The organism is Halomonas sp. SL18_1, from assembly GCF_055755715.1.
This window is the reverse complement of sequence record NZ_JBVTRK010000001.1, coordinates 3,121,234-3,142,438: the sequence shown is the minus strand read 5'-3', so window position 1 is coordinate 3,142,438 and position 21,205 is coordinate 3,121,234. Positions and strand designations below refer to the sequence as shown.

Here is a 21,205-nt window from a genome sequence, read left to right as displayed (position 1 = left end):
ACACGAGATGCAGACCCTGACCCACTGGATCGGTGGCGACCCCGCAGCGGGGGATCGCTACCTGGACGTGATCAATCCCGCCAGCGCCGAGGCGATCGCTCGGGTGCCGCGGGGCGATGTCGCCACCGTCGAGCGCGCCATCGAGGCCGCCCGGGCGGCGCAGCCGGCCTGGCGCGACGCCCCGCCGGCGAAGCGTGCCCAGGTGATGTTTCGCTTCAAGACGCTGCTGGAGCGCGACGCCGACGCGCTCTGCTCGCTGATCAGCCGCGAGCACGGCAAGGTGCTGGAAGACGCCATGGGCGAGCTCAAGCGCGGCATCGAGAACGTGGAATATGCCTGCGGGGTACCGGAGCTGCTCAAGGGCGAGTACTCCCACAACGCCGGGCCGGGCATCGATACCTTCTCCCACCACCAGCCGCTGGGCATCGTCGCCGGTATCACGCCCTTCAATTTTCCGGCCATGGTGTCGCTGTGGATGTTTCCCATGGCGCTGGCCTGCGGCAACGCCTTCATCCTCAAGCCCTCCGAGCAGACGCCCTCGGCGGCCCTCAAGATGGCCGAGCTGCTGGAGGAGGCGGGGCTGCCGGCGGGGCTCTTCCAGGTGGTGCACGGCGACCGCGAGGCCGTGGAGGCGCTGATCGACGCGCCGGCGGTCAAGGCGCTCTCCTTCGTCGGCTCCACGCCGGTGGCGAAGGCGATCTACCGCCGCGGCGCCGACAATGGCAAGCGCGTCCAGGCCCTGGGTGGGGCCAAGAACCACGCCGTGGTACTGCCGGACGCCGACCTGGATAACGCCGCCAGCACCCTGGTCGGGGCCGCTTACGGCAGCGCCGGCGAGCGCTGCATGGCGATCTCGGTGGCGGTCTGCGTGGGCGAGGCCACCGCCGATGCGCTGGTGGAGCGGCTTGGCGAGCAGGCGCGTACCCTGAAGATCGGCCCCGGCACCGAGAAGGGCCTCGACATGGGCGCCCTGGTCAACGCCGCGCACCGCGACAAGGTGGCCGGCTATATCGCCCAGGGCGAGGCCGCCGGCGCCGAGCTGGTGGTGGACGGCCGCCGGCACCCGCTGGTGGAGGCGTCGCCGGGCTACTTCCTGGGCGCTACCCTGTTCGACCGGGTCACACCGGAGATGTCCATCTATCGCGACGAGATCTTCGGCCCGGTGCTCTGCGTGGTGCGCGTCGAGACCTTCGAGGCGGCCATCGACCTGATCAATGCCCACCAGTACGGCAACGGCACCTGCGTGTTTACCCGCGACGGCGAGGCGGCGCGGTGCTTTGCCGACGCTATCGAGGTGGGCATGGTGGGCATCAACGTGCCCCTGCCGGTTCCGGTGGCGTTCCACAGCTTCGGCGGCTGGAAGGAGTCGCTGTTCGGCGACCTTCACGCCTACGGACCCGACGCCGTGCGCTTTTATACCCGCCGCAAGGCCGTCTCGCAGCGCTGGCCCTCGTCCCAGGCCCAGGAGTCGGCGCAGTTCAGCTTCCCCTCGAACTGACCCTTCACCACCCGCTCAGCGTCTGACTCGCCCTCGCCCATCCAAGGTGATGGGCGAGGGCGTGTGTCATGGCCTCGGCCGGCCAGGCTCTGCCATGATAGTCCTTCCACGGTCAGCGCGATGAGACGCCCCTATGCCCGATATGACACTGCTCAAGGTTTACTACGACGGCCTCTGCCCCGGCTGCCGTCGTGATCGCGCCCGCTACGAACGCTGGGCCGGTGAGGCCGGCCGGCAGGTGGTGTGGTGCGACGTGACCGAGCATCAGGAGACGCTGCGGGAGAAGGGCATCGACCCGCAGGCGGCGCTGCTCTCGCTGCACGTGGAAGAGCAGGGCGGGCCCATCGTTGAGGGTATCGATGCCTATATTCTGCTGATGCGCCGGGTGCCGCGCCTGCGCCCTCTGGCCTGGCTGATCGGCCTGCCCGGGCTCAAGCCGGCATTGCGCTGGCTGTATGACGGCTGGGTCAGGCGGCGCCTGGCCCGGGAGGGGCGCCTGCCGTGAGCGCTGCCATCACGCCTCGCCGCTGAGCGTCGCCATCAGCCGCCGCGACCCACCGTGGTCGCGGTGCTCGCCGAACCAGATGCCCTGCCAGGTGCCCAGCGCCAGGCGCCCCTCGCGTACCGCCAGGGTCAGCTGGGTGCCCAGCAGGCTAGCGATGACATGGGCGGGCATGTCGTCGGGGCCCTCCAGGGTGTGGCGAAAGTAGGGCAGGTCCCCCGGTACCAGACGGCGCAGGAAGGCATCCAGGTCGTGGCGAACGTCGGGGTCGGCGTTCTCGTTAAGGGTCAGCGAGGCCGAGGTGTGGAGCAGCTGCAGATGCAGCAGGCCAACTCGGCAGTCGGCCAGCTCGGGCATGGCGTCCAGGACCCGGTCGGTGATCAGGTGAAAGCCTCGCTCGCGGGCGGGTAGACGAATCTCCTGCTGGTGCCACATCTCGCTCTTCTCCTGTCGTGAGTCGGCGCTTGCCTGCCCGCTGGGGCGGGCCTGGGCCCATGATAAGGCATGTCTCCAGAAACGACAGGAGGCCGCCGGATCGGCGGCCTCGGCGCCTTACAGCAGGCCCTGCTCCTCGAGGAAATGCTGGGCCACGCGCTCGATGGTTTCACGATCGACGTCGACGCGGGCGTTGAGCGTTGCCATGGTCTCGTCGTCGAGCAGGGCGGAGAGAGCGTTCATCTGCTCTTCGAGCTCGGGGAATTCGTCGAGGGTCTCCTGGCGCACCACCGGGGTCAGGGCGTAGGCGGGGAAGAATTCGCGGTCGTCCTCCAGCACATGAAAGTCGAAGGCCGGAATGCGACCGTCGGTGGCAAAGACAAGCCCCACGTCAACGTTGCCGTCGCGCAGCGCCTGGTAGACCAAGCCGGTGTCCATGCGGCTGACCTCTCGGCGGCCGACGCGGAACTCGTAGGCTTCCATCAGCGGACGCCAGCCGTCGTCGCGGGCATAGAACTCGGCGTTCAGGCCGACTTCCAGGGCTTCGCCATCATTGATGGCCTCGGCCAGGTCGGAGAGCGAGTGAATGCCTCGCGCCTCGGCGTCATCGGCCCGCATGGCCAGGGCGTAGGTGTTGTTGGCCGCGGAGGGGGCGAGCCATACCAGGCCCTTCTCGGCATCGAGCTCCTTGACCCGCTCATAGGTCTCCTCGGGACCCAGGCGCTCGCTGATGTCGTTGTAGTTGATCAGCGAGGTGCCGGTGTACTCCCAGTAGAGGTCGATCTGACCGTTCTCCTGGGCCTGGCGCAGCACGGCTGAGCCCATGCCGGCGCGGGTGTCGACGTCATAGCCGAGCCCCTCCAGGTATTGGCTGGTCATGCTGGAAAGGATCTGCTGCTCGGTGAAGTTCTTGCCGCCTACCGTGATGTCGCCTGCCTGGGCGGCGGCCATGGTGCCGGCCAAGGTCAGGCCGGTGAGCGTGCTGATCAGTTTTTTCATGGTTGGTTACCTCTTTGCTGCGTTGTCGTCGGGGTGTTGCGGTATGTCGTGGCTCAGGCCCGGGCGGGATTCACCCCGCGTGGCACCACGATGAAGGCGATGAAGGCGATGAAGGCATCGACCACAATGGCCAGCAGCGCGGTGGGAATGGCGCCGGCCAGCATCATCACCGGGTCATAGAGATCGATGCCGGTGAAGATCAGCTCGCCAAGCCCGCCGGCGCCGATCAGGAAGGCTAGCGGTACCGTGCCCACATTGATGGTGAGCGCGGTGCGCATGCCGGCGAAGATCACGTAGAGGGCATTGGGCAGCTCCACCTTGAACAGCCGCTGGGTAGGCGACATGCCAATGCCGGCGGCGGCTTCCATCAGGGCGGGGTTGACCCCCTTGAGCCCGGCATAGGTGTTGCGGGTGATCGGCAGCAGGGTGGCCACGAAGAGCCCGAACACCGCCGGCACGGTGCCGATACCGAGAAAGCTCATGGAGAGCGCCAGCACCGCCAGCGTGGGAATGGTGGTGCCGACATTGAGCACCTGCATCAGCGACTCGGCCCAGCGCGCCATGCTGGGACGCGAGAGCAGGATCCCGAGCGGGATCGCGACGAGGATCGCCAGACCGCCTGACACGGCGGTCAGCCACAGGTGCTCCCCCATCAGGTACTGGACATCGGGCAAGTACCAGAGGAAGTCGTCGATGAGCCCGCTCGAGTGGCTCCATACCCCAGCGAAGAAGATCGCCACCAGCAGCAGTGCGCGCAGGGCCCCTTTCACGGTCTGAATGGGCATCGATCACTCCTTGATGGCGGTATCGGGGTTCTCGGCATCGCCCTGGCGTGCTCGGAAACGGGCGCCCAGGTGACGGGTCATGGCACGCTGGGTGATCTGGCCGCACACCTTGCCGGTGTCATCCACGCAGGGCAGCCACGTGATGTCATGGGCGAACATCAGTGAGGCGGCCTTGCGAAGGTCGTCGTCCAGGCCGATCATCGCCGGCACCGCCTGGAAATGATCGCGGCAGTAGCCCTTGGTGGTGCGGGCGATCGAGCGGCTGATGATGCCGGCGGGCTGGCGGTGATCGTTGACCATCAGAATCGCGTTCTGGTAGCCGAAGTCGTCGATCCGGGTCAGGGCGTTCTCCAGGGTATCGCCGGGAGAGACGGTGCCGATCTCGTCGGTGACGATATCGCGCACCTTGACCAGATTGAGTCGCTTCAGCGCCCGGTCCTCGCCCAGGAAGGACTCGACGAAAGCGTCCCTGGGGGCGGCCAGCAGGTCGTCGGGGGCGGAGTACTGCACCAGCTTGCCTTCGCGGAAGACGGCGATCCTGTCGCCCATCTTGATCGCCTCGTCGATATCGTGGCTGACGAACATGATGGTCTTCTTGAGTTCCTGCTGCATCTTGAGAAACTCGTCCTGGATCACCGCTCGGTTGATCGGGTCGATGGCGCCGAAGGGCTCGTCCATCAGCATCACCGGCGGGTCGGCGGCGAGTGCCCGCGCCACCCCGATGCGCTGCTGCTGGCCACCCGACAGCTCGCTGGGATAGCGCTTGAGAAAGGCGTCGGGTTCCAGGGCGATCATGGCCATCAGCTCGCGAGCCCGTTCGCGGTACTTCGCCTTGTCCCAGCCCAGCAGCTTGGGGACCACCGTGATGTTCTCCTCGATGGTCATGTTGGGAAACAGCCCGATCTGCTGGATCACGTAGCCGATGTTGCGCCGCAGGGTCTGGGTGTCCATGCCGGTGGTGTCTTCACCGTTGATGAACACCTTGCCGGAGGTGGGCTTCACGATGCGGTTGATCATCTTCAGGGTGGTGGTCTTGCCGCAGCCGGAGGGGCCGAGCAGGATGCAGATCTCGCCTGGCGGCACCTCCATGCTGATATGGTCGGCGGCGACCACGGCGCCCTTGGGCGTATCGAAGACCTTGGTCAGGTTATCGAGTTCGATCATGTGGTTTCCTTGTCAGGGGCGAGGGGCGTTATTGAGTGGACGGTCAGGCCGTCTCCGCGGCGCGCTCCATGCCCTTGGGCGTCAGCCGCTTCTGCACGTAGAGCAGGGTGTAGTCGACGATGATCGCCAGCAGGCTCACGGCGACGGCCCCGACGATCAGCTGGCGGGGATCCGACTGGGAGATGCCGCGGCTGATGAAGGTGCCAAGGCCGCCGGCGCCGATATAGGCGGCGATCGCCATCACCCCGATGTTGAGCACCACGGCAGTGCGCACACCGGCCATGATCACCGGTACCGCCAGCGGAATTTCCACCAGGCGAAGGCGCTGGTTGGGGCTCATGCCGATGCCCCGGGCGGCCTCGCGCAGCGCCGGATTGACGTTGTTGATGGCGGTGTAGGTGTTGCGGATGATCGGCAGCTGCGAATAGAGCAGCACCGCGATCACCGCCGGCACATAGCCGATACCGTGGCCGAAGATCGACAGCACCGGGATCATGATGCCGAACAGGGCGATCGAGGGGATGGTGACGATGATCGAGGCCAGGTAGAGCACCAGACGCGCCGCTCGCTCGTTCTTGGTGATGGCGATCCCGATGGGCACGCCGGTCAGGGTGGCGATGCCCACCGCCACGCCCACCAGGGCAATATGCTCGATAGTGCGGGTGATCAGCAGATCCAGGTTATCCAGTGCGTACTGAATCAATTCCAAGTGCGGTCTCCTCTCGAGCACGGCCGCCGGTCAGGCCGGGGCCGCAGTTCCCCACTCCCCGTTGCGCAGCAGCAGCGCGGTTGCCAGGGGGCGTTCATGAGGGCGGTGGAAGGTGAGCGGGGTGCGACAAAATGCCCCGCTGCAGCGCCATCAGCTTAGCAGAGCCCGTCATCCATTTGGCTTGTTGATGGATGACGATGCTCAATGATTAGAATTGATAGTGCTGATACGCCTGGCAGAGGCTGCGGGGAATGGGCGTTCTAGACGGTGTCCTCCCGACGGGCCGCCTGCTCCTGGGGCAGCAGGGCCGCGTAGATGATCGCGTTGACCGGTGTCGCCACGCCCGCAGCCTGTCCTAGTCGAACCACGGCGCCGTTCTGGGACTCCAGTTCCGAGGGCCTGCCTGCCTCGATGTCGCGCTGCATGGAGGCGGTGCTGTCCGCCGGCAGGGCATCGATGAAGCGCATGGCTCGTGCGGCGGCATCGTCGGGAAAATCGACGCCGTGAGCCCGAGCCACGGCGTCGATTTCCTCGAGCATCTGCTCGATGAGCCGGCGGGTCTCGGGGAGCCTACGGGTCACGCCGATCGGGGCGCGAGTCACCCCGCCGATACCGCTCATGGCGCAGATGAACAGGAACTTGCTCCACAGGGCCACCTGGATGTCGTCGGGAATCTCGGCGTTGACGCCTGGGGCTCCGTCGAAGGCGGCCTTGAGGCGCATGACCCGGTCGCTGGTGCGGTTGTCGCGCTCGCTGAAGCGCACGAAGGGGTCCACGCCGGCGTGGCGGATCCGCCCGGGAGCCTCGCGCCAGGCGAGAATGCCGCACAGGCCTTCCAGCACGACGTCGGCCCCCAGCGCCTCTTCGAGGGTGTTGGCGGCCTCGACGCCGTTCTCCAACGGCAGCACGAAGCTGTCGGGGCCGATCATCGGTCGGATAGCCTCGGCGGCTTCGCCTACCTGCCAGGCCTTCACCGCAAGGATCACGCAGTCCACCTCGCCCACGCTGGCCGGGTCATCGCTGGCGCTGGCCGGGTGGATGGTCACGTCACCCTTGATGCTCGTGACCCGAAGGCCGTCTTGACGGATGGCTGCCAGATGCTCGCCGCGGGCAATGAAGGTGACGTCTTCGCCGGCTTCCGCGAGCCGCGCGCCGAAGTAGCCGCCGACCCCGCCGCTGCCCATGATTGCGAATTTCATGTTGACTCCTGCAGGGGGATGGTTCGCCTTCTGTCAGCCTACACCCGAATGGCGGAGTCGGCATGACTGTCGAGGGAGAGCGTCGCGCATTCGAAGGCGCGCCTCATCCCGTGCCGGATGCTGCATGACGCTGGTCTACGGGGTTGCTAGGATAGGCCATCGATGAAGATCGCGTGACACCGGGCCGGGTGCTGCCGGCCTGCGCTGCAGGGAAGACCGCCGTGAACAAGAGACGCTCCGCCGCCAAGGCGCTGGACGCTACCCTTTCGCCTCTCGCCTTGAAGCGGGTCGGCATCGACACCTATCGCGAGAACGTCGCCTACCTGCACCGCGACTGCGATCTCTATCGGGCCGAGGGGTTTCAGGCCCTCTCCAAGGTGGAAGTGCGGGCCAACGGCCAGCGTATCCTGGCGAGTCTCAACGTGGTGGATGACGCGGCTATCGTGGACTGCCAGCAGCTGGGGCTCTCCGAGGACGCCTACGCCTCGCTGGGGGTGGCGGAGGGACATCCGGTGAGTGTCTCCCAGGCCGAGCCGCCGGCCTCGATTCCCGCCCTGCACCGCAAGCTGGCCGGCGAGCGGCTATCCCGCGATGACTTCTGCGGCATCATCCGAGACATCGCCGAACTGCGCTACTCCAAGATCGAGCTGACGGCCTTCGTGGTGGCCTGCGACCGCGGCGAGTTGGATCGCGAGGAGGTGTTCTACCTCAGCGATGCCATGGGCCGGGTGGGGCGGCGTCTGGACTGGCACGAGCATCCGGTGGTCGACAAGCACTGCATTGGTGGGATCCCCGGCAACCGCACCTCAATGCTGGTGGTGCCCATCGTCGCCGCCCACGGCCTGCTCTGCCCCAAGACGTCGTCCCGGGCCATCACCTCGCCGTCGGGCACCGCCGATACCATGGAGGTGCTGGCCAACGTCGACCTGCCATTCGACGACCTTGGCGAGATCGTGCGGACCCACCGCGGCTGCCTGGCCTGGGGCGGCACCAGCCAGCTGTCGCCGGCCGATGATGTGCTGATCTCGGTGGAGCGTCCGCTTTCCATCGATTCGCCGGGCCAGATGGTGGCCTCGATCCTTTCCAAGAAGGCCGCCGCCGGCTCCACCCATCTGCTGCTCGACATCCCCGTGGGCCCCCACGCCAAGGTGCGCTCGATGCCCGAGGCGCGCCAGCTGCGCAAGCTCTTCGAGTTCGTCGCCCGGCGCATGGGGCTGACCCTGGACGTGGTGATCACCGATGGCAGCCAGCCCATCGGCGCCGGCATCGGTCCGGTACTGGAGGCGCGCGATGTGATGCGGGTGCTCACTCACCATCCAGATGCCCCCATGGACCTGCGTCAGAAATCGCTGCGTCTGGCCGGGCGCATGCTGGAGTTCGACCCCGACGTGCGCGGCGGCGACGGCTTCAGTATCGCCCGCGACATTCTCGATTCCGGCCGTGCGCTGGAGAAGATGCGGGCGATCATCGCCGCCCAGGGGGCCAGGCCCTTCGACCTTGAACATCCGCCGCTGGCATCGCAGCACTTCGAGGTCGCGGCCCGGCAGAGCGGCGTGGTCACCGGTATCGACAACCTCAAACTGGCGCGTATCGCCCGGCTGGCCGGCGCCCCCAAGGCCTCCGGCGCCGGGTCGATGTGCTGGTGCACATCGGCGATAGCGTGCAGGTGGGGCAGCCGCTGTATCGGGTCTACGCCGCCCATCGCAACGAACTCGCTTTCGCCTATCGTTCGAGCGAGCGTGACAGCGGGGTTGGCGTCGGTTCGCCCGAGGCGATCACCCGCTTGAACGTGGAGTTTTGATGAATCCCGAACTGCTCCATTTCCAGGATGAAGCGGCCCCGGCGCGGCGACTCGCCGAAGCGACGGGCCTGGTCGCCCGCGCTGTGGAACGCCATCGTTTCCCCGACGCCGAGCTCAAGCTAACGCTGCCGTTCGATGAGCCGGCGCCGGTTCCTGAGACCCTGGTGATCTACCGCAGCCTCGACCGACCCAACGACAAGCTCATCGAGCTGCTGCTGCTGGCCCGTCACGCCCGGCGGCAGGGCGTCAGGCGGCTGGTGCTGGTGGCGCCCTATCTGGCCTACATGCGCCAGGATATCGCCTTTCACCCCGGCGAGATCGTCAGCCAGACCATCGTGGGCGGCTTTCTGGCCGAGCTGTTCGACGCCGTGATCACCGTGGACCCGCATCTGCACCGCATCGAGCGCCTCGACCAGGCGATTCCCATCGATCATGCCATCGCGCTCTCCGGCGCACCGCGCCTGGCCGAGCTGATCGCCGAGAGGCGTGACGATCCGCTGCTGCTCGGCCCGGACGAGGAGGCGCTGCAGTGGGTGGCGCAGGCCGCCGAGCTGACCGGCTTCGATCATGGGACCTGTCACAAGACGCGCCACGGCGACCGGGACGTGGCGATCACGCTGCCCGCCCTCGAGGTGGCCGGCCGTCAGGTGGTGCTGATGGATGACGTGGCGAGCTCGGGCCATACCGTGGCGCGTGCCGCCGAGGCGCTGCTGGAGGCGGGGGCGGCATCGGTGGACGTGGCGCTGACCCATGCGCTGTTCGCCGACGATGCCCTGGCGGTGATCCGTGCCGCCGGGGTGGGAGAGGTCTGGAGCACCGACTGTATTGCCCATCCGAGCAACGCCATCCCCATGGCGCCGCTGCTGGCCGCGGCGCTGGGCTCCCTGCTGCGTGACTGGCGCTAGATATCATGGCGTCACCGGCCCCGCCTCAGGTCGTGGGTGATCTTGACAGTCAGCAGCAGAGCGCACGGGAGGCAGAGGCACGCAGCCGCTCCAGCGACATCACCTTCTGACCGGTCTCGGGCATATCCGTCTTGAAGCCGATCTCGAATCCCTGGGGATTCAGCTGCGGCTGCCAGTACTCTTCGGTTGCCATGCGCTCAGCCTCGAGGGCGCTGGTGGCATGAAAGAGCCCGCCTCCGAGATGCCTGTCGTGGCCACTGGGATGCACGGCGTATACGTCGACGAGAAAGGGTTTCATGCGACTCTCACTGACTGGATTGGCTGGATGTTCGACAGGACCATCTTACTCAGACGGCCCATCGCCTATAAGGAAGAGTTGATTCCCTTGTGTCACTGGCCATGTTGTAACGGCATGGCCTGATGCCGGCTGAGCAAGAGCGCCCGGGCGCGGCCAGCAAGGCTGGAATAGGCGGGCACATCAGGGATCAGAGACGCTATGCTGAACCCAAACCGGGAACGAGGAGAGCCTGGATGACGTCATGGACGCTGATGCTGCCCGCTGCCTGGCTGGCAGCCTCGCTGTTGACCGGATGCGCCAATCGAGCCGCTGAGCCCGCCAGCACGCCATCTCCCGGACGCGACTTCGAGCCGGTGGAGATGGTGGAGCTGGCGGATCGGTACTGGATGCCGCCGCTCTTTTCCGGTCCCCAGGATGAGGCCCACTATTATATGGGGCGCATTGCGGACCGCCGCTTCGTCGCCTCCTATGGCGGTGAGGAGCACCCGCGCCCTTGGTACATCGCCGCAGAACGGCTAGGGCAAATCGGTGAGCCGGCCATTCCCCTGTTGGCGTCACGCCTCGATACGCAGAACGACTACGAACTGATGCTGGTGCTCTACGCCCTGATGTTGGCCACCCAGGACCCGCAGGTAATGGCCACTACCGGGGGGACTATCTCGAACTTGAGAGTGTGCTGGACGCGAGCCGGAACCATGCTAACCGTGCGAAGGCGCGCGAGTGGTGGCAGCGGCAAGGCTGGCGGTGGCTGTAGAGGGCGCTGCTTTTCTTGGGGGAGGGGGTGATGGCAATACCGTTTCGTCACGGCTGCGCTACGCTGTGAGTATCTCCCTGGCAGCCTTGAGCCTCCATGCGCCATCGTCTTGCAGTTTGGTGTATCCGATCGCCGGGGCAGGGCGGCCCCTGCAGATGGCCCCACGGCTCCCAGCTGCGGAGCCTGCTGCTGCTCTTGTTGCTTGCCAGCTGGCCGCTATCGTCGGCGCTGACCCAGCCAACCTTGCGCGAAGAGTGGGAGGCGGTGGTGGCGCGCTCGCCTTTCGCGGAGCCCGTTCATGTAGCCTCCTATGAGCAGCGCCATTCGGTCAGTGGCACCGTCCACGCACGGATCGATGCGCCCTTCACCGGGCTGGCCGAGGTGCTCGGGGCCGTGGCGGCCTGGTGCGAGATCCTGTTTCTGCATCCCAATGTCCAGGCCTGTATAGATGATGAGGGTGACACGGCTGCAGCGCTGCAGCTTTATGTAGGGCGACTCGAGGCTCCTCTGGCAGAGGCGGAACGGCTCGAGCTTCGCCTGCGAGTGACCACCGTGGGGCCGAATTACCTGGCAGTTCGCCTGGAGGGGAGAGCGGGCCTTACGGGACACGTGACTTCTTGCTGCATCTGCAGGCGATACCCGATGAGGCGGAAGGCAGCCTGATCCATCTGCGCTATTCCTTGGCATACGGCGCCTCGGCGCGGTTAGCCATGCGCGCCTACTTCGCTCTGGGAGGGAGGCAGCGCGTCGGGTTTAGCCGGGAAGCGCTCGATGCCGACGGTGAACCGCGCTTGGTGGGTGGCTTGCGTGGCATGATTGAACGCAACGTCATGCGTTTTTATCTGGGGCTTTCGGTGTATCACGAAACCTTGGCCGTGCCCGAACCGGAGCGGCTCGAGGCGCGCCTGGCCGGCTACTTTGCGGCCACGGACCGCTACGCTCGACAGCTGCGCGAACTGGACGAGGCAAGCTATCTCTCCCTGAAGTATCGTCAGCATGCTGTACAGCAGGACCTGAGCCGGCGGTAAGTACAGGCGCCAGGATGAAGGCTCGCCTATCGCCGCCGCACGATCCAGTAACGCCGGCCCAGCGGGTCGGGCCGTTCGGTGATCAGAGGGGCATCACTGTCATGGGAGATCGGCATGCGGCCGTCGTCGCGTGGGGCACAGCCCAGCGCCATGAGGCGGCGGATTCGCTCCTGGGTCGGGGGATGAGTCCGTAGCCAGTCCAGCCAGGCCGGCTGGTGTCGGCCGATAGGCTGGCCAGCCAGGCGCCGTGGAAGCGCTCCAACACCTCCAGCGCCGAGGCGAGCCCCTGAGGGTCGCCGGTCATGGCCACGGCATCCAGGTCGGCGGTGTACTCCCGGTTGCGTGACAGGCCAAGCTGCAGCAGCGAGCTCAGGGTAGGCGAGATCGCCACCAACAGTAGCGCCAGCCACGGTATGCCGGCCTCGCCGCGGATCATCATCGGTATCATCATGATCAGTACCACCTGGACCAGCGTCGCGACCCACAGGGTCAGTCGGGACATGGCCGCTGCCATCGACATGACCCGAGTGTCGTTGTGTCGCAGGTGGCTGACCTCGTGGGCGAGCACACCGGCCAGCTGGCGCAGCGACAGCGTGCGCAGCAGGCCATCGGTCAGCGCGATACCGCCGTCGCGTCGGTCACCCACCGCAAAGGCATTGAGGTCCGGAGAGGGAGCGTGATCGAGACGCGGCGGGATCGACAGGCCGGCGCGCCGGTAGAGCAGGTCCAGCACACGGTACAGCTCAGGGGCCTGATGACGCCGCAGCAGGCCGGCTCCCGAATTGGCAAGGATCAGCCGGGCCGGCACCCAGCTGCTGAGATAGACCGCCATGATGACCGCGGCCAGGCAGATCAGCACGCCGCCGACTCCCGCCAGCAGGTAGCCGGGAACCGACAGCACCAGCGAGAGCCCCGTGAGTATCAGCAGGGTCTGCAGGCTGTTCTTGAGACGGGCATGCCTGAGGTGCTGGGGTTGAATCCTCACTTTACCTTCCGCTCCTTACCGGTTGCTTGAAGGCAGGCGGCTCGCCTGCCAGTCTGGAACGACGGATAGACTCCGTGGACGGCGGAGGGTGTCATAGGCTTAGTCTAAGAGCTGGCTGCGCTCGACCACTACAGCGATAGAAATCAGCTCGTAAGCGAGCCCGGTCCTGCTTTTCACCGGTGTTGCCTTGCGACCCACATGGATGCGGGGAATGCGTTGGCCCCTAAGGAACGGGCCTAGCCCTGGCCTTTTCTCGCCGACTTTTCGGACAGTGCCTAGTAGGGCGCTTGTTGTCTACAATGGGCTGGGGCGTGCCAGCGACGTAGCTACCGCTCGGGCTTGGCGCGCTGGGTTTTCCTCCTGCTCAGGATGAGACAAGGAGGTAACGTATAACAACCGAAAGGAGGCGTATTCGGCATGGAAATGAATCATCTTGCCTTAGGGCTGGCGGGGGCGGCGCTTCTGTTCGCTTCGGTATGCGTGGTTTTGTACGCTAAGCTCCGTCCCCCATCCACCCTTCGCCATCCCCAGGAGGAGCCTGAGCCAGTCGGGTCGACTCCGTTGGCCACCAATGCCGATGAAGGCGCCGAAGAAGCCGAAGAACAAGAGGTAGAGCGTGACCGCTCGGCTGCCTCACCGCAGGCAGAGAGGGAGCCACCATCGCATCGTTTTCGCGTAGCGAGCGGTTCCGGCATTCAGCAGTGCCTGTTCGTGGTGTTCGATTGGCCGGCCAAGGATACCAATCGCCGGCTGGCAACGCGCCTTGAGACCTTCGGCGCACACTATGACAGGAAGCAGCAGGTCTACATCATTCGTGATCCCCGTGCGCGCTACAGGCTCACTGTCGCCAACGCCACGCCGCCCGGTAATATGCCGCCTTTGCATGAAGGTGGAGAGTTGCCCATTGTCCAGGGCGTGTCCGTTCTGGTGCACTTCGTCAACAAGCGGCGAGTGGCAAACAGCCCGGAAACGCTGATCGATTTCACCCTGTCGGTTGCCGAGATTGGCGGGAAGATTCTGGATGCCGATCGCCAGGAGGTGACCGAGGCGGACTTCGAGCTTTTGAGGGGGGCATCGGTTTAAGGGCCGGGGCCCCGGCGCCATGGAGAGAAACGGGGCCCTGGCGAGAACGATGTCATGAAATTGTCATGTAGAGCGGGTATGGTGCGCGCACTGACATTGAAGCGTCATCAAACCGTCATATCCCTTGCGCACCTACACGGCAGCCTTGTCTATGTCGAAACCTGATTCGTCAGCCTCACAAACCGGTCAACCCGCCCTGTCACGCCAGCCGTCGCGCGAGGCCCCGGCCTGGATGCGCGGCATCTATGCCGGTATCTGCCTCTATCTGTTCCTCGCCGCCCTCAACGTGCTGGGCGCGGGGCTGGGCGCCTTCGGACACGCCAGCGACTTCCTGTCGCAGCTCTTCGCCTATGGCGAGAATCCCTTCATCGCCCTGTTGGCCGGGGTGCTGGTCACCATGGTGGTGCAGAGCTCGTCGTTCACCTCGGCGTTGATCGTGACCCTGGTGGCCAGCGGCGAGATGACCCTCGGCACGGCGGTGTTCGCCATCATGGGGGCCAACATCGGCACGGCGGTCACCGGTGTGATCGTGGCCCTGGCCAACGTGCGGATCAAGCGCAATTTCCGCCGCTCCTTCACCGCGGCGCTGATGCACGATTTCTTCAACATCCTGACGGTACTGGTGGTCTTTCCGCTGGAGCTGATCTCCGGGCTCTTCCACGAGGCGGGGCGCGGTATCTTCTCTCAGCTGGCCGGCTGGCTCACCCAGCTGATAGGGCTCGAGGAGGTGGCGCGCCCCAACAGTCCGATCAAGGTGATCACCGCGCCTGTGGTCGACCTCTTCAACGCCATCGGGTCGCTGCTGATGCCCACCCCCGCCGCCCAGGGGCTGATGGTGGCCGGGCTCGGCATGCTGCTGATGTTCACGGCGCTGGTGTTCATGGTGCAGAACCTGCGCGGCGCTCTGCTGCGCCATATGGACGGGCTGTTTCGCACCTACTTTTTTCGCAGTGACCTGCGTGCCTACGGTGTGGGAGTGGTCTCCACCGTGCTCGTCCAGTCGAGCACCATCACCAGCAGCCTGATGGTGCCGCTGGCCGGGGCGGGGGTGGTGCGCCTGCGTCGGGTGTTGCCGTTCATGATGGGAGCCAACCTGGGCACCACCGTCACCAGCGTGCTGGCGGCAACCGCCAATCCGGTGGCGGCGGCGATGACGGTGGCGCTGTTTCATGTCATCTTCAACCTGACCGGTACCGCCATCTGGTGGCCCCTTCGTTATATCCCGCTCAAGGTCGCGACCTGGTATGGCCGCCTGGCCGGTCGCCAGACGCGCTATGCGTTCTTCTTCCTGATTGGCGTTTTCCTGGTGATTCCGCTGTTGGGGATCGGCGCCGTTGAACTGTTCACGAGCCTGCGCTAAGCGCGGCATACCCGGAGTTTTTGCCCATGTTTCGTCAGCTGTACAGTGCGCTTACCTCGGAGAACACCCTCAACCTGGCCTTCGAAGATTTGACCCAGATGCTGGAGTACGGCGCCTGGATGTTTGGGCGTGCCAACGATGTCTTGCACAGCACCGTGCCGGCGGATGAGGTGCGACAACCCCTCTATGATCGTGACCAGGCCATCAACGAGCTGGAACGCTCGATTCGCCGCAAGGTGCTGCGGCACCTGACCGTGAACCCCGGCCACGACGTGGCGATTTGCCTGGCGTTGATGAGCGTGGCTAAGGACGCCGAGCGCATCGGCGACTACTGCAAGAATGTCTTCGAGGTAGGCCACTTCTACAGCGAAGGCTTCCATGTACCGAAGTACCAGGAGCCGCTGGATGAGATGGCCGAGCAGATGACCGGCATGTTCGGCAGGGTCATCGCCGCTACCCGCGACTCCGATGAGGTGCAGGCGCGCCGGGCCCTGGCACAGGCTGTGGAGATTCGCCAGCGCTGCGACGGGCTGATCGAGGCGTTGTTTGCCGATGAGTGCCAGATCGAGTTCCATGAGGCGGTGGCCTACTCGCTGCTGGCGCGACACTACAAGCGTGTGGCGGCGCATCTGGCCAATATCGCCACTGCCGTGCTCGGGCGTCTGGAGGATCTGGATTTCTACGACACCGATGAGGCGTAGCCGGCGCGTCCTGGTCCGGTCACGATGCGGTCGGCAGGCACTCCGGTAGGCTGTCCCGCAGGGCTCGCGGGGCGATGTCCAGCGCGGCGAAGGTACCGACCGCCTCGCTTGCACAGTTGTCCTGTTGCATCAGGAAGACCTGGTCACGGGTCAGCGGCGGGTTGGGCAGCAGCGAGCCGAGCAGCGCCAGCAAATGCCATAGCGGGAAGGGAACCGGCACCATCGGGCGCTCCCTTTCCAGATAGGCAAGCAGCAGGGTGAGCACGTCGCGATAGCGGATCACCTCGGGGCCACCCAGCTCGAAGAGTCGCCAGCGGGGCGGGTTGCCGCCCAGCAGGCGAACCACGGCGCGAGCTACATCCACCACATGCACGGGCTGCAGGCGGGTCTCGCCGCGGCCGAACAGCGGAATGACCGGCAGCCGCGTGAGCCCGGCAAGGGTGCCGAGGAAGGCGTCCCCAGGGCCGAACAGCACGCTGGGCCGCACGATCACCGCCTTGGGAAAGGCGGCGATGACCTCTGCTTCGCCCTGCGCCCGGGCGCGAACATAGGCTGAGGGAGAGCGCGAATCGCTGCCGATGCCGGAAATATGCACCAGTCCTTCGAGGCCGGCTTCCCGGGCCAGGCGGGCCAGGCGACCGGCGCCCTCGACGTGGATCGATGCGAAGCGCGCCTCGCGACTCTGCACGTAGAGGCTCACCGCGTTGACTGCTCCGCCGGCCCCCTCCAGGGCGTCGACGACGCTGGCCTCGTCACGAATATCGGCGCTGACCAGCGACAGCGGATCGCCGTCTTCCGCCCACTCCGGCAGGTGGGGATGGCGAGCCGCAATGCGTACCGCCTGTCCGGCATCCACCAGCTCGCGAGCGATGGCGCTACCGAGAAAGCCGGTGCCGCCAAATACCGTGATCGGGCCGCTGGGCATGGGTGTCTCCCGTCGATGATGTCGAGTCGCCGTTCAGGGGGGCTGTCATTATGCCCGCTCTGTCGGCTCGGGGTCAGCCGGGAGGGGAGAGGCGAGGGTAAAGGCCCGACGCGAGGTCGGGCCAGGGTGCATCAGGCGTAGGTATTGATCAGGGTGCCCAGGTTGCCGCTACTGGCCAGCTGTGGGTCGGCGGTGGCCGACTCCATCAGGGCGGTGACCTGATCCTTCTGGGTATCCAGGGCTTCCTTGAACACCTGCATCTGGGCCTGCTGGGCGGTCTGCGCCTGCTGGAGTACCAGGGCCTGGCCCACGGCGCTGTTGACGGCGGAATCCATGTCACGCCTCCCTCTTTGTGAATAGAGCTCAAGCCTACCAGGCGGGTGCCGGGAGGGGCAAAGCGGGCTACAGCGGCAGCGGGCCACTCTCCTTGACCGCGCGAATGGCGAAGCTGCTGTCCACGGTATTGACCATGGGCAGCTTCTGCAGGCGACGGACCGACTGCTCGTAGCCGCGCAGGTCGGCGCTGACCACCTGGAGCAGATAGTCGAAGGCGCCGGAGACGGTGTGGCAGTTGATCACCTCGGGCATGCCGCGCACCGCCGCCTCGAACTGCTCGACCAGGCTATCCTGATGCTGGCTGAGGCGCACCTGCACGAAGATGGTGATGCCGAGCCCCAGCTTCTCCTTGTCCAGTACGGCGCGGTAGTGGGCGATCAGCCCTTCCTGTTCCAGGCGCCGGATGCGCCGGGCGCAAGGCGAAGGGGTCAGGCTGACGCGCTCGGCCAGTTCGGCAGTGGTCAGCCGGGCATCCCGCTGCAGGGCGTCGAGCAGCTGGCGATCGACTCGGTCGAGGGACGTGGCGGACATGGTGTGGCTCATAATCGCGAATCGTTGATATAAGTTGGCTGATCCAGCCAAAGGCTAGGTGAAGTCTGGGGGATTTTGCCCGCCCGCGCCAGTCGAGTTGGTCCACACTGGTGGCTTTCCATTTGCCGTCGAGCCTGCCGCCCCATGACCCTTGGAACCCCCTCGCTCACTCATGTGCAGCCGCTGCTTTCCAGTCGCTCCCAGCGCCTGCTGGGCTATGCCGCCGCCCTCGGTATGGTGCTGATCTGGTCCTCCTACTTCCTGTCGCTGCGCCACGGGGCGCTGTCGCCCATCGGCCAGTTGGACATGACGCTGTTTCGCTATGCCGTACCGGGGCTGGTGCTGCTGCCCTTGCTGATCCAGCGCAGGGCGACGATACGCCGGGTTCATCCCGTCTGGCTGGCCGGTATGGTCCTGGGGGCCGGACTGCCCTTCTTCCTGTTGGGTGCCATCGGCATGGGCTGGGCGCCGGTCGCGCAGGGCAGCACCTTGATTCCTGGTACCGCGCCGCTGTTCGTCACCCTGCTGGCGGTGGCGGTGTTTCGCCAGCCGCTGTCGTCCTGGCGCCGTCTCGGGCTCTGTGCGGTGCTGGCCGGCGTCCTCTGTCTGCTGTGGGGCGGCCAGGCCGAAGGCACCGCCATGGGGCGCGGCCAGGCGCTGTTCCTGGTGTGCAGCCTGCTGTGGGCGCTGTTCACCGTGTCGATGCGCCAGAGCGGGCTCAGCGCCCTGGAGGCGGCGGCCGTGGTGACCGTGCCCAACGGTGCCATCGCCGTGCTCTACCTGCTGGCCACCGCCAGCCCCCTGACGCTGGGCAGCGTGTCGGGCAATGAATGGCTGCTTCAGCTGCTGGTGCAGGGCGTGGCCGTGGGGCTAGGGTCGAGCTTTCTCTACGGGTTCGCCATTCGCCAGCTGGGGGCCGAGATCACCTCGTCGATCGGGTCGTTGACCCCCGTCTGCGCCACCCTGATGGCCTGGCTGCTGCTGGAGGAGCACATTGCCCTCGCCACTGCGCTGGGCATGGCCCTGGTCAGTCTGGGGGTGGTGTTCGCCAGCGGACTGCTGCAGCGCCGGCGGCGCTGAACCGAGGCGGGAAGGGCATAGCGGCGGGAGCGGCCTGAATGAGGTCGTTCACGCCGCCTGCTCCATTTCACTCGGGTTGTGCCTGCTCGGCTTCCATACTCTCGTCGTCGATCCAGCCGCGCTCGCGGTAGTAGCGCAGCGCCCCGTCATGGAGCGGCGCGGAGAGTCCGTCGCGGATCATGCCCTCGGGGTCGAGCAGCGAGTATGCCGGGTGAAAGCTGGTGAAGCGCGCGAAGTTCTCGAAGACGCTGGAGACCACCGCGTAGACCTCATCCGGGTCGCTGGCCTCGCTGGCGACCAGGGTCGCGCGCACGCCGAAGGTGGTCACCGCCGGCTGGTCCCGGGAGTAGACGCCAGCGGGAATCTCCGTGGGTGTATAGAAGGGCGCGTCTTCCAACAGCGCCTCCACATAGGCGCCTTCGACGCCGACGATGGCGGCGTCGCACAGGTCGATGGCCTGCCGGATGGAGAGATCCGGGTGCCCCACGGTGTAGACCATGGCATCGATATTGCCGTGGCAGAGCTCCAGCGACTGCTGATCGGCGGGCAGCTGGTTGACCATGGCGAAGTCGTCCAGGGTCCACCCCTTGGCGGCCATCAGCTGAAGCATGGTGCCGCGCTGTCCGGAGCCGGGGTTGCCGATGTTGACCGCCCGCTGCTCCAGGTCATCGAAGCTCTCGATGCCGGCGTCGCGTCTCACTACCAGGGTAAAGGGCTCGCTGTGCACCGAGAACAGTGACCGCAGCGAGGCGTCCGGGCCGGCATCGGCAAAGCCTTCCACGCCTTCCACGGCATAGTGCTGCAGATCCGACTGGGCCAGGGCGATGGGCACTTCACCGGCGCGCACGGCGCGCAGGTTGGCCTCGGAGCCTTCCGAAGGTCGTGCCTGACAGGGTGTCTCCAGCAGGCGGCAGATCGACTGCCCGGTAAGATGGTAGACGCCCGTGGGGCTGGCCGTGGCAATGACGATGGGGTCGTCGGCCTGAGCAGCGGTGACCAGCGGCAGGGCCAGCGCAGTGAGGGCAAGGCCGGCGGCCAGGCGTCCGGTACCGGCCAGTGGCGGCGTGCAGGGTGAGTGGCTCATCGTCGTCTCCCGCTGCGCGATTCCGGTGTCTGCGACCGGAGTCGACTCGTTGAGGGCCCATCGGGGGCTTTCGAGAAAAGTCTAGCAGGCCGGTGACGCGAGGGCCGGATAGGAAGCGCTGCCCGCCGGCGCGCTCGATGATCTGGCTCCTAGGAGCCTGTCGAACTTAACGCTGACCTGCTGCGAAACCCGAGCTTTCGGCCAATTTCATTCGATCTGATTCGTTAAATAGCGCGCTATTCGCCTCATCAGATCGATAAACTTGTCTCGAAATCCGTGTTCCTCGCGACGATCGGTCAAACCCGACAGGCTCCTAGGGCGGAGTGCGCCCGGTTGTCGAGTGAGAATGGTTGTCGTTATTGTCGTAAACGGCGGTGAACGTGCGGCGAAACCGCGCTTCTGTGACAGGAAGCGGGGCAGGGGCTTCACATCGAATCGATACAGGACTAAAATGGTCCCCAATCGAGGGCGAGGCCCAAACGCGGCTCGCCGTTGCACCCTCAGGAGTCAGGCATGCTCAAGCTTTCTCGGCTGACCGACTATGCGGCGGTGGTGATGGCGCAGATCGCCCGCCACCCGCAGCAGCCCCACGCCGCGGCGGAGCTGGCCGAGGCCGTGCAGCTGCCGCATCCCACGGTCAGCAAAACGCTGAAGATGCTGGTACGCGCCGGGCTGCTGGAGTCGCGGCGAGGCGCCCAGGGCGGCTATTCGCTGGCGCGTCCGGCCTCGCGGATCACGGCGCGCGACATCATCACCGCCATCGAGGGGCCGGTGGCGATGACCGAATGCAGTCATGCCGACGGCGACTGCGATCTGGCCAGCGTGTGTGGGGTGGCCGACAACTGGCAGCGGGTGTCGCTGGCCATTCGCACCCTGCTCGACAGCGTCACCCTCGCTCACCTGGCCGATACCGCACCGCTCAAGCTGCCGGTTCAGTTGCCCATACAGAGCGTCAGCCTGGCCTCCGATACGGCCTGAGGCATTCGCGACCCGGTTTCTTCACCGAATCACACTACCCAGGCGAGCCCGCCTCGCCGGCCCAA

Annotated in this window: 23 protein-coding genes; 11 read left to right on the top strand and 12 right to left on the bottom strand. The window is 66.0% G+C overall.

Going from position 1 to position 21,205, the window contains the following annotated elements; translation table 11 throughout:
- Positions 1 to 7 precede the first annotated feature (7 nt).
- Together ACSJDS_RS16010 and ACSJDS_RS16005 are read left to right on the top strand one after the other, a co-directional pair.
- Positions 8 to 1,498 carry a CoA-acylating methylmalonate-semialdehyde dehydrogenase gene (locus ACSJDS_RS16010; protein WP_473034124.1) on the top strand — a complete coding sequence of 497 codons (1,491 nt, stop codon included), beginning with the start codon at positions 8 to 10 and terminating at the stop codon, positions 1,496 to 1,498.
- Between the two features lie 133 nt (positions 1,499 to 1,631).
- Complete coding sequence (locus ACSJDS_RS16005) at positions 1,632 to 2,003, top strand: thiol-disulfide oxidoreductase DCC family protein (RefSeq protein ID WP_473034123.1); 372 nt, start codon at positions 1,632 to 1,634, stop codon at positions 2,001 to 2,003.
- A 9-nt stretch (positions 2,004 to 2,012) separates the two neighbouring features.
- Here ACSJDS_RS16005 and ACSJDS_RS16000 read toward each other — a convergent pair whose 3' ends face one another.
- From ACSJDS_RS16000 to ACSJDS_RS15975, 6 genes are all read right to left on the bottom strand, one after another.
- Positions 2,013 to 2,435, bottom strand: a complete 423-nt coding sequence (locus tag ACSJDS_RS16000; protein ID WP_473034122.1) for a secondary thiamine-phosphate synthase enzyme YjbQ — start codon at positions 2,433 to 2,435, stop codon at positions 2,013 to 2,015.
- A 117-nt stretch (positions 2,436 to 2,552) separates the two neighbouring features.
- Positions 2,553 to 3,434 carry a glycine betaine ABC transporter substrate-binding protein gene (locus tag ACSJDS_RS15995; protein ID WP_473034121.1) on the bottom strand — a complete coding sequence of 294 codons (882 nt, stop codon included), beginning with the start codon at positions 3,432 to 3,434 and terminating at the stop codon, positions 2,553 to 2,555.
- 53 nt (positions 3,435 to 3,487) lie between these two features.
- Entirely contained in the window at positions 3,488 to 4,219 is a 732-nt protein-coding gene (locus tag ACSJDS_RS15990; RefSeq protein ID WP_473034120.1) for an ABC transporter permease, read from the bottom strand.
- A 3-nt stretch (positions 4,220 to 4,222) separates the two neighbouring features.
- Positions 4,223 to 5,383 carry an ABC transporter ATP-binding protein gene (locus tag ACSJDS_RS15985; RefSeq protein WP_473034119.1) on the bottom strand — a complete coding sequence of 387 codons (1,161 nt, stop codon included), beginning with the start codon at positions 5,381 to 5,383 and terminating at the stop codon, positions 4,223 to 4,225.
- Positions 5,384 to 5,426: 43 nt separating this feature from the next.
- Positions 5,427 to 6,092, bottom strand: coding sequence for an ABC transporter permease (locus ACSJDS_RS15980; RefSeq protein ID WP_473034118.1), 666 nt, complete (start codon positions 6,090 to 6,092; stop codon positions 5,427 to 5,429).
- A gap of 260 nt (positions 6,093 to 6,352) precedes the next feature.
- On the bottom strand, positions 6,353 to 7,291 hold the full coding sequence (locus ACSJDS_RS15975) for a 2-dehydropantoate 2-reductase (RefSeq protein ID WP_473034116.1): 939 nt from the start codon (positions 7,289 to 7,291) through the stop codon (positions 6,353 to 6,355).
- Positions 7,292 to 7,512: 221 nt separating this feature from the next.
- Here ACSJDS_RS15975 and ACSJDS_RS15970 point away from each other — a divergent pair, with 221 nt between their 5' ends.
- Entirely contained in the window at positions 7,513 to 9,078 is a 1,566-nt protein-coding gene (locus ACSJDS_RS15970) for a thymidine phosphorylase family protein (RefSeq protein ID WP_473034114.1), read from the top strand.
- A 13-nt stretch (positions 9,079 to 9,091) separates the two neighbouring features.
- The gene (locus tag ACSJDS_RS15965; RefSeq protein ID WP_473034113.1) at positions 9,092 to 9,997 is read left to right on the top strand and encodes a ribose-phosphate diphosphokinase; all 906 of its coding nucleotides are present in this window, start codon (positions 9,092 to 9,094) and stop codon (positions 9,995 to 9,997) included.
- 49 nt (positions 9,998 to 10,046) lie between these two features.
- Here the strand turns inward: ACSJDS_RS15965 and ACSJDS_RS15960 are convergent, their stop codons facing one another.
- Positions 10,047 to 10,190, bottom strand: a complete 144-nt coding sequence (locus tag ACSJDS_RS15960; protein WP_473034112.1) for a hypothetical protein — start codon at positions 10,188 to 10,190, stop codon at positions 10,047 to 10,049.
- A gap of 338 nt (positions 10,191 to 10,528) precedes the next feature.
- Between ACSJDS_RS15960 and ACSJDS_RS15955 the strand changes: the two genes are divergently transcribed.
- Together ACSJDS_RS15955 and ACSJDS_RS15950 are read left to right on the top strand one after the other, a co-directional pair.
- On the top strand, positions 10,529 to 11,080 hold the full coding sequence (locus ACSJDS_RS15955) for a hypothetical protein (protein ID WP_473034111.1): 552 nt from the start codon (positions 10,529 to 10,531) through the stop codon (positions 11,078 to 11,080).
- Positions 11,081 to 11,666: 586 nt separating this feature from the next.
- The gene (locus ACSJDS_RS15950; protein ID WP_473034110.1) at positions 11,667 to 12,077 is read left to right on the top strand and encodes a hypothetical protein; all 411 of its coding nucleotides are present in this window, start codon (positions 11,667 to 11,669) and stop codon (positions 12,075 to 12,077) included.
- A gap of 82 nt (positions 12,078 to 12,159) precedes the next feature.
- On the opposite strand, the gene ACSJDS_RS15945 is transcribed toward ACSJDS_RS15950, so the two are convergent.
- Positions 12,160 to 13,062, bottom strand: a complete 903-nt coding sequence (locus tag ACSJDS_RS15945; RefSeq protein ID WP_473034109.1) for a zinc metalloprotease HtpX — start codon at positions 13,060 to 13,062, stop codon at positions 12,160 to 12,162.
- Between the two features lie 417 nt (positions 13,063 to 13,479).
- On the opposite strand from ACSJDS_RS15945, the gene ACSJDS_RS15940 reads away from it, so the two are divergent.
- From ACSJDS_RS15940 to ACSJDS_RS15930, 3 genes are all read left to right on the top strand, one after another.
- On the top strand, positions 13,480 to 14,145 hold the full coding sequence (locus ACSJDS_RS15940) for a hypothetical protein (protein ID WP_473034108.1): 666 nt from the start codon (positions 13,480 to 13,482) through the stop codon (positions 14,143 to 14,145).
- Positions 14,146 to 14,377: 232 nt separating this feature from the next.
- On the top strand, positions 14,378 to 15,505 hold the full coding sequence (locus tag ACSJDS_RS15935; protein ID WP_473034107.1) for a Na/Pi symporter: 1,128 nt from the start codon (positions 14,378 to 14,380) through the stop codon (positions 15,503 to 15,505).
- A gap of 26 nt (positions 15,506 to 15,531) precedes the next feature.
- A complete protein-coding gene (locus ACSJDS_RS15930) occupies positions 15,532 to 16,206 on the top strand; it encodes a phosphate signaling complex PhoU family protein (RefSeq protein ID WP_473034106.1) in 675 nt (224 codons plus the stop codon).
- A gap of 19 nt (positions 16,207 to 16,225) precedes the next feature.
- On the opposite strand, the gene ACSJDS_RS15925 is transcribed toward ACSJDS_RS15930, so the two are convergent.
- The 3 genes from ACSJDS_RS15925 to ACSJDS_RS15915 form a co-directional block, all read right to left on the bottom strand.
- Entirely contained in the window at positions 16,226 to 17,131 is a 906-nt protein-coding gene (locus ACSJDS_RS15925; RefSeq protein WP_473034105.1) for a complex I NDUFA9 subunit family protein, read from the bottom strand.
- 131 nt (positions 17,132 to 17,262) lie between these two features.
- Positions 17,263 to 17,466, bottom strand: a complete 204-nt coding sequence (locus ACSJDS_RS15920) for a putative motility protein (protein ID WP_309636760.1) — start codon at positions 17,464 to 17,466, stop codon at positions 17,263 to 17,265.
- A gap of 67 nt (positions 17,467 to 17,533) precedes the next feature.
- Positions 17,534 to 17,998, bottom strand: coding sequence for an Lrp/AsnC family transcriptional regulator (locus ACSJDS_RS15915; protein ID WP_473034104.1), 465 nt, complete (start codon positions 17,996 to 17,998; stop codon positions 17,534 to 17,536).
- Between the two features lie 144 nt (positions 17,999 to 18,142).
- On the opposite strand from ACSJDS_RS15915, the gene ACSJDS_RS15910 reads away from it, so the two are divergent.
- Positions 18,143 to 19,078 carry a DMT family transporter gene (locus ACSJDS_RS15910; protein ID WP_473034103.1) on the top strand — a complete coding sequence of 312 codons (936 nt, stop codon included), beginning with the start codon at positions 18,143 to 18,145 and terminating at the stop codon, positions 19,076 to 19,078.
- 67 nt (positions 19,079 to 19,145) lie between these two features.
- Here the strand turns inward: ACSJDS_RS15910 and ACSJDS_RS15905 are convergent, their stop codons facing one another.
- Positions 19,146 to 20,162, bottom strand: coding sequence for a TAXI family TRAP transporter solute-binding subunit (locus ACSJDS_RS15905; RefSeq protein ID WP_473034102.1), 1,017 nt, complete (start codon positions 20,160 to 20,162; stop codon positions 19,146 to 19,148).
- Between the two features lie 513 nt (positions 20,163 to 20,675).
- Between ACSJDS_RS15905 and ACSJDS_RS15900 the strand changes: the two genes are divergently transcribed.
- A complete protein-coding gene (locus ACSJDS_RS15900; RefSeq protein ID WP_473034101.1) occupies positions 20,676 to 21,140 on the top strand; it encodes an SUF system Fe-S cluster assembly regulator in 465 nt (154 codons plus the stop codon).
- The last annotated feature ends 65 nt before the right edge of the window (positions 21,141 to 21,205 follow it).